Origin of the sequence: Streptomyces sp. NPDC092370, from assembly GCF_044755265.1 — a bacterium.
In the GTDB taxonomy this organism is placed as follows: domain Bacteria; phylum Actinomycetota; class Actinomycetes; order Streptomycetales; family Streptomycetaceae; genus Streptomyces.
Map to the genome: position 1 here is coordinate 915,873 of NZ_JBIVQO010000002.1, position 15,481 is coordinate 931,353.

The 15,481-nt window shown below is 71.9% G+C and carries 11 protein-coding genes; 1 reads left to right on the top strand and 10 read right to left on the bottom strand.

The genetic code is table 11. The features are described from left to right. Positions 1-15 precede the first annotated feature (15 nt). The 4 genes from ACIQHQ_RS10630 to ACIQHQ_RS10645 all read right to left on the bottom strand — a co-directional run bounded on the left by ACIQHQ_RS10630 (position 16) and on the right by ACIQHQ_RS10645 (position 5,514). The gene (locus ACIQHQ_RS10630; RefSeq protein ID WP_402611461.1) at positions 16-1,224 is read right to left on the bottom strand and encodes an NAD(P)/FAD-dependent oxidoreductase; all 1,209 of its coding nucleotides are present in this window, start codon (positions 1,222-1,224) and stop codon (positions 16-18) included. Positions 1,225-1,338: 114 nt separating this feature from the next. Continuing rightward, on the bottom strand, positions 1,339-2,289 hold the full coding sequence (locus ACIQHQ_RS10635; RefSeq protein WP_402611462.1) for an RNA polymerase sigma-70 factor: 951 nt from the start codon (positions 2,287-2,289) through the stop codon (positions 1,339-1,341). A gap of 10 nt (positions 2,290-2,299) precedes the next feature. Further along, positions 2,300-4,690 carry a bifunctional salicylyl-CoA 5-hydroxylase/oxidoreductase gene (locus ACIQHQ_RS10640; RefSeq protein WP_402611464.1) on the bottom strand — a complete coding sequence of 797 codons (2,391 nt, stop codon included), beginning with the start codon at positions 4,688-4,690 and terminating at the stop codon, positions 2,300-2,302. After that, on the bottom strand, positions 4,687-5,514 hold the full coding sequence (locus tag ACIQHQ_RS10645) for an enoyl-CoA hydratase family protein (RefSeq protein WP_402611466.1): 828 nt from the start codon (positions 5,512-5,514) through the stop codon (positions 4,687-4,689). The genes ACIQHQ_RS10640 and ACIQHQ_RS10645 overlap by 4 nt, the downstream gene beginning before the upstream one ends. Positions 5,515-5,833: 319 nt before the next feature. Between ACIQHQ_RS10645 and ACIQHQ_RS10650 the strand changes: the two genes are divergently transcribed. Further along, positions 5,834-6,289, top strand: a complete 456-nt coding sequence (locus ACIQHQ_RS10650) for an ATP-binding protein (protein WP_402611467.1) — start codon at positions 5,834-5,836, stop codon at positions 6,287-6,289. Here ACIQHQ_RS10650 and ACIQHQ_RS10655 read toward each other — a convergent pair. From ACIQHQ_RS10655 to ACIQHQ_RS10680, 6 genes are all read right to left on the bottom strand, one after another. Beyond that, positions 6,246-7,682 (bottom strand): amino acid permease, encoded by a 1,437-nt coding sequence (locus tag ACIQHQ_RS10655; RefSeq protein ID WP_402611469.1) that lies wholly within the window; start codon positions 7,680-7,682, stop codon positions 6,246-6,248. The genes ACIQHQ_RS10650 and ACIQHQ_RS10655 overlap by 44 nt on opposite strands. Before the next feature lie 102 nt (positions 7,683-7,784). Continuing rightward, positions 7,785-8,792: an ornithine carbamoyltransferase gene (gene argF / locus ACIQHQ_RS10660; protein WP_402611471.1), complete on the bottom strand. Its 1,008-nt coding sequence runs from the start codon at positions 8,790-8,792 to the stop codon at positions 7,785-7,787. Between the two features lie 87 nt (positions 8,793-8,879). Continuing rightward, entirely contained in the window at positions 8,880-10,103 is a 1,224-nt protein-coding gene (locus ACIQHQ_RS10665) for an arginine deiminase (protein ID WP_402611472.1), read from the bottom strand. A gap of 218 nt (positions 10,104-10,321) precedes the next feature. Continuing rightward, positions 10,322-12,898 carry a polynucleotide kinase-phosphatase gene (locus ACIQHQ_RS10670; RefSeq protein WP_402611473.1) on the bottom strand — a complete coding sequence of 859 codons (2,577 nt, stop codon included), beginning with the start codon at positions 12,896-12,898 and terminating at the stop codon, positions 10,322-10,324. Next, the gene (locus tag ACIQHQ_RS10675) at positions 12,895-14,358 is read right to left on the bottom strand and encodes a 3' terminal RNA ribose 2'-O-methyltransferase Hen1 (protein ID WP_402611474.1); all 1,464 of its coding nucleotides are present in this window, start codon (positions 14,356-14,358) and stop codon (positions 12,895-12,897) included. The genes ACIQHQ_RS10670 and ACIQHQ_RS10675 overlap by 4 nt, the downstream gene beginning before the upstream one ends. Before the next feature lie 154 nt (positions 14,359-14,512). Beyond that, positions 14,513-15,436 (bottom strand): LLM class F420-dependent oxidoreductase, encoded by a 924-nt coding sequence (locus ACIQHQ_RS10680; RefSeq protein WP_402611476.1) that lies wholly within the window; start codon positions 15,434-15,436, stop codon positions 14,513-14,515. Positions 15,437-15,481 lie beyond the last annotated feature (45 nt).

Below are 15,481 nucleotides of genomic sequence, written 5' to 3' on the forward strand. Positions count from 1 at the left end.
CGGCATCCGCACGGCTCAGGCCGCCGTCCCGACCGGCGCGCCCTCCGGGGCGACGGCCGCCCGCACGACGCGGCGGCGGACCCCCATCACCATCGGGTGGGCGACCATCCAGGCCGCGCCCTTGCAGACGAGCTCCTTGTAGAAGGCGGCGAGCCGGCCGGTCAGGGCCCACCGGACGGCACGGTCGTCGGCGGTGACGAACTGGATCAGGCCGTCCTTGCGGCCCAGCGAGATGCACTGGTTGAAGTAGCGCACCGGCACGGTCGGGACCTTCCCGCCGGTCAGACGGGCCGCGATGGCGTCGACGGCCTGCCAGGCGGTGAAGACACCCGAGGCGCACGACATCCGCAGGGGCTTGTCGCCGGGGCCCATCGCCAGCGCCGCGTCGCCGACGGCGTACACGTCCGGGTGCGACACCGAGCGCATGGTCCGGTCGACGACGATCTGGCCGGTGCCGGAAACCTCCAGGGTGGTGGCCTGGGCGATCGGGTGGACGGCGAAGCCCGTGGTCCACACGGTGACCGCGGCGGGGATGCTGGTGCCGTCGGCGGTGGTGACACGGTCGGACTCGACGGCGGTGACGGCGGTGTGCTCGTGGACGGTGATGCCGAGCCGGTCGAGAACCTTCCGCAGGTGCCCGCTGCCCTTGGCCGAGAGCCAGTCGCCGAGGCCGCCGCGGGCGGCGAGGGCGACGTCGAGGTCCGGGCGGGTCTCGGCGATCTCGGTCACGGCCTCCAGGCCGGTGAGGCCGCCACCGACCACGACCACGGACTCTCCCGCGGCCAGGCCGGCCAGACGCTCGCGCAGCCGGAGCGCCCCGGGGCGGCCGGCGACCTCGTGGGCGTACTCGGCGGTACCGGGCACCCCCTGGTCGTTCCAGCCGCTGCCGAGGGCGTACACGAGGGTGTCGTACGGCAGGACCTCGCCCTCCCGCTCCCCCGCGCCTTCCCGGGCGGCGACGGTGACGGTCCTGCCGTCCACGTCGACGGCGGTGACCTTGCCCTGCTTCAGTGCGACGCCGGTGCCCTCGAACATCTCGTCGAAGGGCCGGGGTGCGAGGTCCTGGCCGACGGCGAGCTGGTGCATCCGGACGCGCTCGACGAAGTCGGGCTCGGCGTTGACGAGGGTGATGGCGACGTCTTCGCGGTGCAGTCGCTTGGCGAGGCGCCCGGCGGCGCTGGCTCCGGTGTAGCCGGCTCCGAGGACGACGATGCGGTGCTGCATGGCGTGGCTCCTGTCATGACGGCTGTCTCTCGCGGATTCACCCCTTGAACCGGATGGCCCGCCGTTCCCTGACAGGAAGTCGGTGTGAAGCACGTCACATCATGGTCGACCGCGTCAGAAGACCGTGAGCAAGGGGTCGCCGTGGTCGCCGGCGGCCCACAGCCGGGTGGCGCGTTCGAGCTTGTCGGGGTTGACCTGGTTGCGGAACGCGGCGATGCCGTCGTCGGCGATCTCCAGGCACATGACGCCGATGACCCGTCCGTCGAGGACCACCACCAGGGCCGGGTCGCCGTTGGCGGTCGACGGGTAGACCGAGGGAGAGCCGCCGACGAGGTCGCGCTTGGCCTTGCTCGGCTTGAACAGGCCCCGCATGAACTTCGCGACCGCGAGCGCGCCCTCGAACGCCCTGGCGCGGGCCGGGACCTTCCCGCCTCCGTCGCCGATCGCGACGGCGTCCTGGGTGAGCAGCCGCACCAGCGGTTCGGTCCGCCCGCTCGCGGCGGCCGCGAGGAACTCGTCGATGATGCGGCGCGCGGCGGCGTCGTCGATCTCGGTGCGGGTGCGGGCCCTGCCCTGCGCGACGCGCTTCTTCGCGCGGTGGAGGATCTGCTGGCTGGCGGCCTCGGTGATGTCGAGGATGTCGGCGATCTCCCGGTGCGGATAGTCGAAGGCCTCCCGCAGCACGTACACCGCCCGCTCGTTCGGGGAGAGCCGCTCCAGCAGGACGAGCATCGCGTACGAGACCGACTCACGCTGCTCGGCGGTGTCGGCGGGCCCGAGCATGGGGTCCCCGGCGAGGAGCGGCTCGGGCAGCCACTGGCCCACGTAGGTCTCGCGCCGCGCCCGGGCCGAGGTGAGCTGGTTGAGGCACAGGTTGGTGAGGACCTTCGTCAGCCACGCCTCGGGGACGTCGATGCGGTCGGTGTCGGCGCCCTGCCAGCGCAGGAACGTCTCCTGCACGGCGTCCTCGGCCTCGCTCGCCGAGCCGAGCAGCCGATAGGCCACCGCCTCCAGGCGCGGCCTGAAGGCTTCGAACCGGTCCACGTCGTCCATGGTCAGGGCCATGCCCCGGATCCTAACGCGCCCGGGTGTCACCGCCTCCCAGACTCAGTCGCGGCTTGGGGGCGTCCAGACGGCCCGTCCGGGGGCGGCGGCTGCCCGCACGGTAGGGGGCCGGCCAGACGGCACCCGGGCCCGTGTACCCCTGCTCGGCCGCCGCGTGCAGGGTCCAGTGGGGGTCGTAGAGGTGAGGGCGGGCGAGCGCGCAGAGGTCGGTGCGGCCCGCGAGGATCAGGGAGTTGACGTCGTCCCAGGAGGAGATGGCGCCGACGGCGATCACCGGGATGCCCGCGGTGTGGCGGATCCGGTCCGCGAACGGCGTCTGGTACGACCGCCCGAACTGCGGCCGCTCGTCCGCGACGACCTGGCCCGTCGACACGTCGATCGCGTCGGCGCCGTGCGCGGCGAAGGCCCGGGCGATCTCGACGGCGTCCTCGGCGGTCGTCCCGCCCTCGGCCCAGTCGGTGGCGGAGATGCGGACGGTCATGGGCCGCTCCCCCGGCCACACGGTGCGTACGGCGTCGAAGACCTCCAGCGGGAAGCGGAGCCGCTTGTCCAGGGAGCCGCCGTAGGCGTCGGTGCGCCGGTTGGTCAGCGGGGAGAGGAAGCCGGACAGGAGGTAGCCGTGCGCGCAGTGCAGTTCGAGCAGGTCGAAGCCGGCCCGGGCGGCGCGGACGGCCGCTGCCGCGAACTGTTCGCGGATGTCGGTGAGTTGGGCGCGGGAGAGCTCGCGCGGCGTCTGGCCGCCCTCCTTGTAGGGGAGTGCCGAGGGGGCCACCAGCGGCCAGTTTCCCTCTTCCAATGGCTCGTCCATGCCCTCCCACATCAGCTTGGTTGAGCCTTTGCGGCCGCTGTGGCCGAGCTGCACGCCGATCGCGGTGCCGGGGGCCCGGTGGTGGACGAAGGTCGTGATCCGCTTCCAGGCCTCGGCCTGCCGGCCGGTGTAGAGACCGGTGCAGCCGGGCGTGATCCGGCCTTCCTCGCTGACGCACACCATCTCGGTCATCACCAGTCCTGCCCCGCCCAGTGCCCGCGCGCCCAGGTGGACGAGGTGGAAGTCGCCGGGGACGCCGTCGACGGCCGAGTACATGTCCATCGGCGAGACGACGACCCGGTTGCGCAGGGTCAGGCCGCGCAGCCGGAACGGTGTGAACATCGGGGGCGTGCCGGGCGGGCAGCCGAACTCGCGCTCCACCGTCTGCGTGAAGCGCGCGTCGCGCAGCCGCAGATTGTCGTGCGTGACGCGGCGGCTGCGGGTGAGCAGGTTGAAGGCGAACTGGCGGGGCGGCTGGTCCAGGTACAGGCCGAGGTTCTCGAACCACTCCAGGCTGGCCCGGGCCGCGCGCTGCGTGGAGGCGACGACGGGTCGTCGCTCGGCCTCGTACGCGGTCAGGGCCTCGGGCAGCGAGTCCCGCTCCTCCAGGCAGGCGGCCAGGGCCAGCGCGTCCTCGACGGCGAGCTTGGTGCCGGAGCCGATGGAGAAGTGGGCGGTGTGCGCGGCGTCCCCGAGGAGGACGACATTCCCGTGCGACCAGCGGTCGTTGACGACCGTGCGGAACGTCGTCCACGTGGAGTTGTTCGAGGTCAGGGGGCGGCCGCGGAGGGCTTCCGCGAAGATCTTGGCGCAGCGTCCGATCGATTCGGCTTCGTCGAGTTCGTCGAACCCGGCCGCGTGCCAGACCTCTTCGCGCATCTCGATGATCACCGTGGAGGCGTCGGGCGCGTAGGGATAGCCGTGGAGCTGCATCACGCCGTGTTCGGTCTCGGCGATCTCGAAGCGGAAGGAGTCGAAGGGGAAGTCGGCGGCGAGCCAGATGTAGCGGCAGCGGTGGGCCGTCACCCGGGGCCGGAAGGTGTCGGCGTAGGTCTCGCGGGTGGCGCTGTGGACGCCGTCGGCGGCGATGACCAGGTCGTGGGTGTGCGGGAGGCCTGCCGGTGCCTCGGTGCGAAAGCGGAGGTCGACGCCGAGTTCGCGGCAGCGGGTGTGGAGGATGTCGAGCAGTCGTTTACGGCCCAGGGCGGCGAATCCGTGGCCGCCCGAGGTGTGGCGTGCGCCGCGGTGGACGATGTCGATGTCGTCCCAGCGGGTGAAGTGCCGCTGGAGGGCGTCGTAGACCCGGGGGTCGGCGTGCTCTATGCCGCCGAGGGTTTCGTCGGAGAGGACCACGCCGAAGCCGAAGGTGTCGTCCGGGGCGTTGCGTTCCCAGACGGAGATCTGCCGTCGCGGGTCCAGGCGTTTGAGGAGGGCGGCGGCGTAGAGGCCGCCGGGACCGCCGCCGATGACCGCCACGCGCAGGGGGCCGCCGGGCGGGGTGGGCGGGTGCGGGCGGCCTGTGGCCGGTCGCGCCCGCGTGGCGGCGGCCCCACGTTCACCACAGTCCCGTGCCCCCGGAGACACCGCGCTCACCGTCCGCTCCACTTGGGAGGGCGCTTCTCGGTGAAGGCCGCGTGGAATTCCGCGTAGTCCTCTGCTGTCATCAGCAGGGCCTGGGTCGAGGCGTCCAGTTCGATCGAGGCCGCCAGGGGCATGTCCAGTTCGGACGTGAGCAGCGCCTTCGTCTGGGCGTGGGCCAGGGCCGGACCCGATGCCAGGCGGTGGGCCAGCCGGTGGGACGTCTCGTCCGCCAGGCCCTCCTCCGTCAGTTCGCTGATCAGGCCGATGCGCTCGGCCTCCAGGGCCCGGACCGGGTCGCCCAGCATCAGCAGGCGGGTCGCGTGGCCCAGGCCGACGACCCGGGGCAGGAGGTAGGCCGCGCCCATGTCGCCGCCGGAGAGCCCGACGCGGGTGAAGAGGAAGGCGAAGCGGGCGGTGGGGTCGGCGACGCGGAAGTCCGCGGCCAGGGCGAGGACCGCTCCGGCCCCCGCGGCCACGCCGTGCAGCGACGCGATCACCGGGAACGGGCACTCGCGGATCGCGCGGACCACCTGGCCGGTCATCCGGTTGAAGTCGAGCAGCTGGGCGGTGTCCATGCCGAGGGTCGCGCCGATGATCTCGTCGACGTCGCCGCCGGAGCAGAAGCCGCGGCCGTCTCCGGCCAGCACCAGGGCCCGCACGGACCGCTCCCGGGACAGCTCCGCGAGCAGGTCGCGCAGGTCGGCGTAGGCGCCGAAGGTGAGCGCGTTGAGCTTCTCGGGACGCGCCAGGGTGACGGTCGCGACGCCGTCGGCGACGTCGACGCGCAGATGCCGCCAGCCGGCGGTGCGGGCGGCGGAGCCGGTGAAGGGACTCATGACGTGCGGCCTCCTCGGGCGGGCACTGCCTCACTGAGCTCTACCCCACGAAGCTATCACTCATCCGTGACTGTCGTCATGAGTGCGCGATAGACCGTCCGGGTAGGAGTTCGGTGGGGGCCCGATGCGACCCGGGCCGGTCACATCCGTCACAGATCGTCCACACCGGCGTAACGGCAGGAGCAGCTGTGCGCGGCACCGCGTTCACCTGGGTAAGCCGTCGGCAAGGAGGCGACGGCGCCTCCGCGGGTGCCCCTCGGACTCCTCGGAAGAGCGGCGCCGTACCATTCCTAAGGTTGAAAGCAGGACGTCCTGCTCCATGAACGGACCCGCCGTGCACGAACTCCCCTCAGCTCCCGCCTCCTGGCGCATCGCGCTGCCGCACACCGCAGCGGCGGTACCCGTGGCGCGCGCCCTGGTCCGTACGGCGCTGGCCGAGCTGGAGCACGCGGCCGACTGCGACACCGCGGAGCTGCTCACGGCGGAGCTGGTGGCCAACGCCGTGGAGCACACCACCGGCGATACACCGATAGAGCTGGTCGTGGAGCTGATGCCGTCGGGCTGCCAGGTCGAGGTGCACGACACCGACCCGGCCCCGCCCGGCGACCTCACCCGTCCGGCCGGCGGCCCGCCCGACCCCTGGCAGGAGCACGGGCGCGGACTGCTGCTGATCCGCGCCCTGAGCTCCTCCTGCGGACACCGGCCGACCGAGTCCGGCAAGGCGGTCTGGTTCAGGCTGTCCGCACTGCCGGCTCAGCGGCGTCCGCCGGCGTGACCCGGACGAGCCGGGAGTTCCGCCGGCCGTAGAGCAGGTACAGGACGGTCCCGGCCACGAGGAACGCGGCGAACTGGATCCAGGTCGTCGCGCCCGTCTCGTACATCAGGTACAGGCAGAAGCCGACGCCGAGCAGCGGCGTCACGGGGTACAGCGGCACCCGGAAGCTGCGGGCGAGGCCGGGCTCGCGGCGGCGCAGCGCGATGACCGCGATGTTCACGACGGCCATGATGGCGAGGGTGCCGATGGTGCACAGGTTGACCACGGCGTCCAGCGGGGCGAAGGCCGCCGGGAGCGCGAAGACGACGGCCACGATCAGCGTGCCGGCGACCGGCGTGGAGGTCCTCGGCGACACCTTCTCGAAGACGCTCGGGATGAGACCGTCACGGGACATGGACATCAGGATCCGGGTCTGGCCGTACATCACCGCGAGCACGACCGAGGCGATGGCGACGACCGCGCCGAAGGCGATCACCGCGCCGCCGACGGTGGAGCCGGTGACCTGGTTGACGACGTAGGAGAGTGCCGCCGGACGGCCGCCGACCGCGTCACCGCCGATGGCGCCGATCGCCGCGAGCGCGACCGCGCAGTAGAGCAGCGTCACCAGGCCGATGCAGACGAGGATCGCCACGGGGATGTCCCGGCGCGGGTTCTTCGCCTCCTCCCCGGCGGTGGTGATCGCGTCGAAGCCGATGTACGAGAAGAAGGCGGCGGTGGTGCCCGCGCCGATGCCGGCGAGGCCCGTCGGCGAGAACGGGGTGAGGTTGCCGTCCTCGAAGGCGGTGAAGCCGATCGCGATGAAGGCGACCAGGACGGCGAGCTTCAGCACGGCCATCGCCGCCGTGGCCCGGGCGCTGTCGCGCACCCCGCGGACCAGCAGGACGGCGGCCATCGCGATGACGATCACGGCAGGGAGGTTCACCACCCCGCCCTCGCCCGGTCCGGCCGACAGGGCCGCGGGCAGGTGCAGCCCGATGACGCTGTCGAGGAGCTCGTTGACGTACTGGCTCCAGCCGACCGCCACGGCGGACACCGACACGCCGTACTCCAGCAGCAGGCACCAGCCGACGAGGAAGGCCGTGCCCTCGCCGAGACCGGCGTAGGCGAAGGAGTACGAGGAGCCGGAGACGGGGATCGCGCCGCCCAGCTCGGCGAAGGCGAACGCGGTCAGGACGCAGGTGATCGCGGCGAGCAGGAAGGAGACGACGACGGCCGGGCCGGCCTGGGCGACCGAGTCGGACAGGCCGACGAAGATGCCGGTGCCGACGATCGCGCCGACGCCGAAGCAGATGAGCTGGAAGAGGCCCATCGTGCGCTTGAGACCGTGGCCTTCACGGTCGGCGCCGGATTCCGCCACGAGAAGGGCGGGGGGCTTGATCCGGGGATCGGGCATGCGGGTGGTGCTCGTTTCTGGTGGTGCGGCAGTGCGACGGGTTCGTCGCGCGGCGGCCGCGGAGGAGGGTGGTTCCGGGCCGCCGGTCAGCATAAGGCCTGTTCAGGCGAGGGTTGCCACCAAGACCGCCTTGATGGTGTGCATCCGGTTCTCCGCCTCGTCGAAGACGACCGAGTGGGCCGACTCGAAGACCTCGTCGGAGACCTCCAGGTACTCCAGGCCGTGCGCCGCGTGGATCTCCTGGCCGACCGTGGTGCCGAGGTCGTGGAACGCGGGCAGGCAGTGCAGGAACTTCACGTCCGGGTTGCCGGTGGCGCGCAGCACGTCCATGGTCACGGCGTAGGGGGCGAGGGCGGTGATGCGCTCGGCCCAGACCTCCTTCGGTTCACCCATGGAGACCCAGACGTCCGTGGCGACGAAGTCGGCGCCCCGGACGCCCTCGTCCACGGTCTCGGTGAGCGTGATGCGGGCACCGCTGGCCCCGGCGAGCGCACGGGCCCGTTCGACGACCTCCTCGGCCGGCCAGTACTCCTTCGGCGCGACGAGCCGTACGTCCATGCCGAGCAGGGCGCCGGTGACCAGGTAGGAGTTGCCCATGTTGAACCGGGCGTCGCCCAGGTAGGCGAAGGCGACCCCGGTCAGCGGCTTGGCACAGTGCTCGGTCATGGTCAGCACGTCGGCGAGCATCTGGGTGGGGTGCCAGTCGTCGGTGAGCCCGTTGTAGACGGGGACACCGGCGTGCGCGGCCAGCTCCTCCACCTTGCGCTGACTGTCGCCCCGGTACTCGATCGCGTCGTACATCCGGCCCAGCACCCGCGCGGTGTCCTTGACCGACTCCTTGTGCCCGATCTGGGAGCCGGAGGGGTCGAGGTACGTGGTCGAGGCGCCCTGGTCGGCGGCCGCGACCTCGAACGCGCAGCGGGTGCGGGTGGACGTCTTCTCGAAGATCAGCGCGATGTTGCGGCCCCGGAGGTACTGGGTCTCGGTCCCGGCCTTCTTGGCGGCCTTCAGCTCGGCGGCCAGCTCGACCAGGGCACGGAACTCCTCCGCGGTGAAGTCCAGCTCTTTGAGGAGATGGCGGCCGGCGAGGCCGGTCGGGACAGTCGCCATGGGGCGCTCCAGGGATACGGGGACACAGACTGCTGGAATACTATACGAAGACCAGCATGTCTATACGGACGCCTCTCGCGGACCCCCCTACACGGGCTCCCGTTCGACCGGGCAGCTCATGCACCGCGGCCCGCCCCTGCCCCGGCCCAGCTCGCTGCCCGGGATCTCTATCACCTCGATGCCCTGTTTGCGCAGGTGGGTGTTGGTGGTGGCGTTCCGCTCGTAGGCGACCACGACGCCGGGTTCGACGGCCAGGACGTTGCAGCCGTCGTCCCACTGCTCGCGTTCGGCCGCGTGCACGTCCTGGGTGGCGGTCAGCACACGGATCTCGTTCAGGCCGAGCGCGGCGGCGATCGCACGGTGCATGTGCTCCGGCGGATGGTCGGTGACCTTCAGTTCCTTCTCGCCGACGCCCGGTTCGATGGTGTACGAGCGGAGCATGCCGAGGCCCGCGTACTGGGTGAAGGTGTCGCCGTCGACCATCGTCATCACGGTGTCGAGGTGCATGAAGGCACGCCGTTTGGGCATGTCGAGGGCCACGATCGTCTCGGCGGACCCGGCGGCGAACAGCTTGTGCGCGAGCATCTCCACGGCCTGCGGGGTGGTGCGCTCGCTCATGCCGATGAGCACCGCCCCGTTGCCGATGACCAGCACGTCACCGCCCTCGATGGTGGACGGATAGTCGGCCTGCCCCTCCGACCACACCTGGAACGGCTCGTCCCGGAAGAGCGGGTGGTGCCGGTAGATCGCCTCGAAGTGCACGGTCTCGCGTTGCCGGGCGGGCCAGCGCATGGCGTTGATGGACACGCCGTCGTAGATCCAGGCGGAGGTGTCGCGGGTGAAGAGGTGGTTGGGCAGCGGGCCCAGCAGGAAGTCGTCCAGTTCCATGACGTGGAAGCGCACGGAGGTCGGCTCCGGGTGCACGTCGAGGAACTCGCGCTTGGTCATGCCGCCGATCAGGACCTCGGCCAGGTCCCGTGCGGGCAGGTTCTCGAAGGCGGCTCTGAGCGGGTCGGTGGCCAGCGGGCCGTACTCCTTCTCGTCGAAGACCCGCTCCAGGACGAGGGATCTGGCCGCCGGAACCTCGAGCGTCTCGGCGAGCAGGTCACCGAAGAGGTGGACGGCGACGCCCCGGTCGCGCAGCACGTCGGCGAACCCGTCGTGCTCGGCGCGGGCCCTGCGCACCCACAGCACGTCGTCGAAGAGCAGCGAGGTCTTATTGCTGGGGGTGAGCCTCTTGAGCTCGAGATCGGGCCGGTGCAGGATCACGCGGCGCAGCCGCCCGGCCTCGGAGTGGACGTGGTATGCCATGCCTCCATCCTGACCACCGGAGGGCGTATTGACGCGCTCTGCGGCCGTTTCCGTGCACTGTTGTTTGCCTCACCGGTCGCCGGTGCCCCCTCCGTGAAAGAGCACGCACGGAACGGACCTCCCGCCTCCGAGAGACATCCACCGGGCAGGAGCTCGAAACGCCTCCGGCCTGGGCCACACCACGCGGGTGGGCGACGGCACGGCCGCCGCCCACCCGTTCACAGCCTCGGGTCGACCGGCTCCGACTCCAGCGCCAGCACCCCGAACACCGCCTCGTGCACCCGCCACAGCGGCTCGCCCTCGGCCAGCCGGTCCAGTGCCTCCAGACCCAGGGCGTACTCGCGGATCGCCAGGGACCGCTTGTGGTTGAGGAACCGCGAGCGCAGGCGGGCGAGGTTCTCCGGGCGCGTGTACTCCGGGCCGTAGATGATCCGCAGGTACTCGCGGCCGCGGCACTTGATGCCGGGCTGCACCAGGCGGCCCTGGCCGTCGCGGACCACCGCGCCCACGGGCTTGACGACCATGCCCTCGCCCCCGCGGCCGGTCATCTCCAGCCACCAGTCGACGCCGGCCCGCACCGACTCCGGGTCGGCGGTGTCGACGTAGAGGCGCCGGGTGGTCTGGAGCAGGCCGCTGCCGTCGTGCTCGACGAGCCGGTCGAGCAGGGCGAGCTGCTCGTCGTGCGGCAGACCGGCGAGGCTGCGGCCCTGGACCGCGAGGATCTGGAACGGTGCCAGGCGCACCCCCTCCAGGCCGTTTGTGGTCCAGCAGTAGCGGCGGTACGCCTCGGTGAACGCGGAGGCGTCCGCGGCGCGTTCACCGGTACGCGACAGCAGGCCGGCCACGTCCACCCCGCGTGCCGCGGCGCCCCGCAGCGCGGCCAGCGCCTGCGGGAGCACCGCGCCGGACGCGGCGCCCACGGCGGCGTACTGCGAGCGCAGCAGCCCGGACGCCTTCAGCGACCAGGGCATCAGCTCGCCGTCCAGCAACAGCCAGTCCGTCTCCAGCTCGTCCCAGAGACCGGCCTCGCCGACCGCCGTGCGCACCCGGCCGAGGATCTCCTCGGTGAGGGCCTCGTCGTCGAGGAAGGGGCGACCGGTGCGGGTGTAGAGGGACCCGGTGGGGCCTCCCCCGCTCTCGGCCGCGCCCGAACGGGAGGTGCCCCCGACGCCGAAGCGCTCGCGGGCCGCCTCCGCGTCGCGGCACACCAGGGCCACCGCTCGCGAGCCCATGTGCTTCTCCTCGCACACGACCCGCGCGACACCGTCCGCCGCGTACTGGGCGAAGGCCTCGGCCGGGTGCTCCAGGTAGCCCTCGACGTGACTCGTGGCCGTCGGGGCCATGGTCGGCGGGAGGTACGGCAGCAGCCGCGGGTCCACCGCGAAGCGGCTCATGACCTCCAGGGCGGCGGCCGCGTTCTCCTCACGGATCGAGACGCGGCCCTGGTGCCTGGTCTCCACGACCCTGCGGCCGCGCACGTCCGCCAGGTCCAGCGGACGGCCGTCCTGCCCGCCGGGCGCCTCGCTGCGCAGCGGCTTCGTCGGCTCGTACCAGACCTGCTCCGCCGGGACGTCGGCCAGCTCGCGCTCCGGCCAGCGCAGCGCGGTGAGCTTGCCGCCGAAGACCGCGCCGGTGTCCAGGCAGATGGTGTTGTTGAGCCAGGTCGCCTCCGGCACCGGGGTGTGGCCGTAGACGACCGCCGCCCGGCCCCGGTAGTCCTCGGCCCACGGGTAGCGCACCGGCAGGCCGAACTCGTCGGTCTCCCCGGTCGTGTCGCCGTACAGCGCGTGACTGCGGACCCGGCCGGAGGTGCGGCCGTGGTACTTCTCGGGCAGACCGGCGTGGCAGACGACCAGCCGGCCGCCGTCGAGGACGTAGTGGCTGACCAGGCCGTCGAGGAATTCCCGCACCTCGGCGATGAACTCCTCGCTCTCGCCCGCCATCTGCTCGATGGTCTCGGCGAGGCCGTGGGTGTGCTGGACCTTGCGGCCGCGCAGGTAGCGGCCGTACTTGTTCTCGTGGTTGCCGGGCACGCACAGGGCGTCGCCGGACTTCACCATCGCCATCACGCGGCGCAGCACGCCCGGGCTGTCGGGGCCGCGGTCGACCAGGTCGCCGACGAAGACGGCCGTACGGCCCTCCGGGTGGACCCCGTCGACGTAGCCCAGCTTGGCCAGCAGCGCCTCCAGTTCGGCGGAGCAGCCGTGGATGTCGCCGATGATGTCGAACGGGCCGGTGAGGTGGGTCAGGTCGTTGAAGCGCTTCTCCGTGACGACCGTGGCGTGCTCGACCTCGTCGGCTCCGCGCAGGACGTGCACCTTGCGGAATCCCTCACGCTCCAGCTGCCGCAGGGAGCGGCGGAGTTCGCGGGTGTGGCGGGTGATGACCCGGCGGGGCATGTCGGCGCGGTCGGTGCGGGCCGCGTTGCGCTCGGCGCAGACCTCCTCGGGCACGTCGAGCACGATCGCGATCGGCAGCACGTCGTACTGCCTGGCCAGGTCGATCAGCGGGCGGCGGGCGTCGGACTGCACGCTGGTCGCGTCCACGACGGTGCGGCGGCCGGCCGCCAGGCGCTTGCCCGCGATGTAGTGCAGGACGTCGAAGGCGTCCTTGGTGGCGCTCTGGTCGTTCTCGTCGTCCGAGACCAGGCCGCGGCAGAAGTCGGACGAGATGACCTCGGTGGGCTTGAAGTGCCTGCGGGCGAAGGTGGACTTGCCGGAGCCGGTGGCCCCGACCAGCACCACCAGGGACAGGTCGGTGACGGGCAGCACGCGCCCCTGCTGTGTGTCGGTCATGCCGCCTTCGCCTCCTTCGGCGCGGTCTGGGTGAACACGGCCATCTGGGTGGGCGGCCCCACCTCCGGGTCGTCGGGCCCCACTGGTTCGAACGCGACGGTGTAGCCGTGCCGTTCGGCCACCGCCTCGGCCCAGGCGCGGAACTCCGCTCGGGTCCACTCGAAGCGGTGGTCGCCGTGCCGGACGTGGCCGGCCGGGAGGGATTCCCAGCGCACGTTGTACTCGACGTTCGGAGTGGTCACGAGGACCGTCCTCGGACGCGCGGAGCCGAACACCGCGTACTCCAGGGCGGGCAGCCGGGGCAGGTCGAGGTGCTCGATGACCTCGCTGAGCACGGCGGCGTCGTAGCCCTTGAGCCGGACGTCGGTGTAGGCGAGGGAACCCTGGAAGAGCTGGACGCGGGAGGCCTGCCGCTCGCCCATGCGGTCCAGCTTCAGCCGGCGGGAGGCGATGGTGAGCGCGCGCATCGACACGTCCACGCCCACGATCTCGGTGAATGCCGGGTCCTTGAGCAGTGTCTGCACCAACTGGCCCTGTCCACAGCCGAGATCGAGGACCCGGGCGGCTTCGGACTGCCGCAGCGCCGTGACGATCGCCTCGCGGCGCTGCACGGCCAGCGGGGCCGGCTTCTCCTCGGTCTCGGTATCCGCCTCGACGGCGTTGTCGATCTCCTCGACCTCGCTGTCGTCGGCCTCGGCGAGCCGCACCAGCTCCAGGCGCTCGGTGGCCTGCCGGGTCAGCGCCCAGCGGCGCGAGAGGTAGCGGCTGGTGATCAGCCGCTGTTCCGGGTGGCCGGGCAGCCAGCCCTCCCCGACGCGCAGCAGCTTGTCGACCTCGTCGGGGGCGACCCAGTAGTGCTTGGCGTCGTCGAGGACGGGGAGCAGAACGTAGAGGTGGCGCAGGGCCTCGGCGAGGGTGAGCGCGTCCGATTCCAGGACGAGGCTCACGTAACGCGAGTCGCCCCACTCGGGGAACTCGGTGTCCAGCGCCACGGGCTCGACGGTGACGGCCCAGCCGAGCGGCTCGAAGAGCTTCCGTACAAGGTCGGGGCCGCCGCGGGCGGGCAGCGCGGGCACCTCGACGCGCAGCGGCCTGGCCTGGCCGGGGAGCTCCGGCCGGGCGTTGCAGACGCCCTTCATCGCGCTGGAGAAGACGCTGCTCAATGCCACGGCGAGCAGGGAAGAGGCCGCGTAGGGGCGGTCGTTGACGTACTGCGCGAGGGCCGCGTCCGGGGCACCACCGCGGCCCTTGCCCTTGCCGCGCCTGACCAGTGCCACCGTGTCGACCTCCAGCAGCAGCGCCGCCGTACAGCGCCGGGCTTCCGCCTCGGGGTAGAGGACGTGAGCCGTGCCGTAGGAGGTGGAGAACGCCTGCGCCTTGTCGGGATGCTTGTGCAGCAGGTGGCCGAGGTCGGTGGCGGGGCGCTCTGGGGTGCCGGTGGTACTGATCGTCAGGAACATGCGGAGGGCCTCTCCGGCCGGGTGGACGGTGTGGGTGTGGTACGTGCGAGAGCCCCCAGGAGGGTGATCCTGGGGGCCCGGCAGGACGACGCCCACAGCTTCGCACACCCGTGCCCACCAGCGCCTTCGTTTATCGAGGCGGCTCTGCGGGCCCCTACGGCAGCTGCGAGAGCACCTGAGCGGAGATCAGTTCCAGGTGGTCCAGGTCCTCGAGGTCGAGGACCTGGAGGTAGATGCGGCGGGAGCCGACCTCGGCGTAGCGGCCGATCTTGTCGACGACCTCCGCCGGGGAGCCGGCCAGGCCGTTGAGCTTCAGCTCGTCCACCTCGCGGCCGATCGCGGCGGCCCGGCGTGCCACCTCCGCCTCGTCCCGGCCGACGCAGACCACGAGGGCGTTGGAGTACGTCAGCTCGTCGCCGCCGCGGCCCGCCTCCTCGGCTGCGGCGCGCACCCGGCCGAACTGGCGCTCGCTGTCCTCGACGGAGGCGAAGGGCATGTTGAACTCGTCGGCGTACTTGGCGGCCAGCCGCGGGGTGCGGGACGGACCGTGGCCGCCGACGAGCACGGGGATCTTCCGCTGCGCGGGCTTGGGCAGCGCGGGAGAGTCCGTGAGGTCGTAGTAGGTGCCGTGGAAGTCGAAGGTCTTGCCGGGGTCCGTCGCCCACAGGCCGGTGACGATCTCCAGCTGCTCCTCGAGGCGGGCGAACTTCTCCTTGGGGAAGGGGATGCCGTAGGCCTTGTGCTCCTCCTCGAACCAGCCGGCACCGAGGCCCAGTTCGACGCGGCCGCCGGACATCTGGTCGACCTGGGCGACCTGGATGGCGAGCACGCCGGGCAGCCGGAAGGTGCCGGCGGTCATCAGGGTGCCGAGCCGGATGCGCTTGGTCTCGCGGGCGAGCCCGGCCAGGGTGATCCAGGCGTCGGTCGGGCCGGGCAGGCCGTCCACGTTACCCATGCGGAGGTAGTGGTCGGAGCGGAAGAAGGCGTCGAAGCCGAGGTCCTCGGTGGCCTTGGCGACGGTGAGCAGAGTGTCGTAGGTGGCCCCCTGCTGGGGCTCGGTGAAGATGCGGAGATCCATGCCCTCCATCCTGCACCTTGGGAACGGGCGGTCACGAGATCGGTC